Genomic DNA, 1,865 nt, shown 5'->3' on the forward strand with positions numbered 1-1,865 from the left:
GCGGCCTTGCTGATGGCCTCCTCGATGTTCACGTCCTCGAGTGCGGCGACGAGCGCCTTCACGCGGGCGTCCTGGACCTCGACACCGGCCGCGTTCAGGACAGCAGTCACATTCTCTTCAGTTACATCCTTGCCTGCGTTGTGCAGGAGCAGTGCAGCGTAGATATACTCCATAGTTCATTCACCTCTTTTTGAAATGATATTAGCCGAAGAGGGCGCCGAGACCGGCCATGCCGCCCTCCTCATCCTCTTCCTTCTTCTCCTCTTCCGTCTCTTCTTCCTCGGCCTTCTCCTCGGCTGCCGCCGGGGCTGCTGCCGCGGGTGCCGCAGCGGTCGCAGCCGATGCGGCTTTCAGGGTCGCCTCATCGAGCTCGAACCCACGGCCCTGCGCCGCGAGCGCGACGGCCAGCATCTCGCGCTGTGCCCGCCCGATGATCAGGTCGACGACATCCTTCTCGTAGATGCTCGCTTCGACGCCCACGTTCCGGGCCTCGCTCACCGCCTTGCTGATGATGGCCGCGACGGTAAGTCTGGTCGGGATGACGGCGTTGACCGAGAGGTTGAACGCCTGCTGGGCCGCGAGCACGATGTTGTTCGCGTAGGCTTCCTCATCGATAGCGAGCAGGTCCGGCGTGAAGATAGTCTCCCGGTAGTATGCGGCCTGCAGGATGAGGCCGACATCCATCGGCTTGACACTGAGTTTCACGAGAGCTTCGGCAACCTTCTTGTTGATGACCTCGCCCTTCTTCACGACCGTCTTCGTCTCGCGAATCTTGACCTTTCCGCCCTCGATAGCCGCGGGAATGCCCACCTGCTGGAGCTCGCCCACGATCGGGCCGGGCTTGAAGCTGGTCGGACCCTTCGGGATGACGATATCCTCGGGAGCGGTCTCGCCGGGCTTCGCCGCCATCTTCGTCTTGGTCTTCTCGAGCAGCTTGAAGAGCTTGAACGGATTCTCGTTCGTGAAGATCAGGGCGCTCTGGCCTTCGGCGTGGTCGTTTAAGGTCGCGACGCTGCCGCCGAGCTCGTTTAAGGCGTGCTCGATCAGCGTGTTGCGGGCCATCTTCACCCTCGCCGTGCCGCGGAGGTTCCGCCGGATTTGCTGGACCTGCGAGGCGGGAATGCCGTACATGTCCACGACGCCGACGAGCGTGTGCTCCTCGATACCGCGCTTGATCTCCTCTACTTCTTCCTTCTTCCACCGGGGCAGGTGGTGCGTATAGAGTGCCATCAGATCACCCTCACTGCCGGCCCCATGGTCGTCTTCACGTACACCGAGTGGATATTCATCGTTCCGCTCTCCAGGACCGACTCGACCCTGTGAAGGACAGCGTCGATGTTCTCGGCGATCTGCTCGGGCTCCATGCCGGAGGTTCCGACCTTCGTGTGGAAGACCTTCTTGTCCTTCGTCCGGATCTTCACGGAGCTCCTCAGACGCTGGACGACGGGCCGGATATCCATTCCCTGCGGAACCGGCATCGGCATCCGTCCGCGCGGACCGAGCCTGACACCGAGATAACGGCCGACGAGAGGCATCATTGCCGTCTCGGCAAGGAAGAACCGGTACTCACCCGCCACCTTGCGCGCTTCCCGGGGTTCTCCCCCGAGCCGCTCGATCTCCTCAGGTCCGATGATGAGGTCCACATTCACCTCTTTTGCCTGGGTGACAATGTCGCCCTTCCCGAGAACTGCGATCTTGACGTTGTCAAAACCGTTCGGGAGATGAATCGTCTCATCGATACGATTCTTGGGCTGGGACATATCGATATTCCTGAGGTTGACGGTGATATCCACGCTCTCCTTGAACTTCCGTTCCGGAGCCTTTGAGAGGGCCGTCTTCACGGCTTCCTGTATACTGGTTTTATC

General features: G+C 60.9%; 3 protein-coding genes. All 3 read right to left on the reverse strand.

The features are described 5' to 3' along the window. Positions 1–173, reverse strand: a 173-nt coding sequence (locus tag EI28_RS11860; RefSeq protein WP_048115089.1) for a 50S ribosomal protein L12, incomplete at its 3' end; no start/stop codon positions are given. A 28-nt stretch (positions 174–201) separates the two neighbouring features. After that, positions 202–1,230 carry a 50S ribosomal protein L10 gene (locus EI28_RS11865; protein WP_048115091.1) on the reverse strand — a complete coding sequence of 343 codons (1,029 nt, stop codon included), beginning with the start codon at positions 1,228–1,230 and terminating at the stop codon, positions 202–204. After that, entirely contained in the window at positions 1,230–1,853 is a 624-nt protein-coding gene (locus EI28_RS11870; RefSeq protein WP_052379745.1) for a 50S ribosomal protein L1, read from the reverse strand. The genes EI28_RS11865 and EI28_RS11870 overlap by 1 nt, the downstream gene beginning before the upstream one ends. Between the last annotated feature and the right edge of the window lie 12 nt (positions 1,854–1,865).

The sequence above is a fragment of the Methanoculleus sp. MH98A genome, from assembly GCF_000691865.1.
GTDB lineage: Archaea > Halobacteriota > Methanomicrobia > Methanomicrobiales > Methanoculleaceae > Methanoculleus.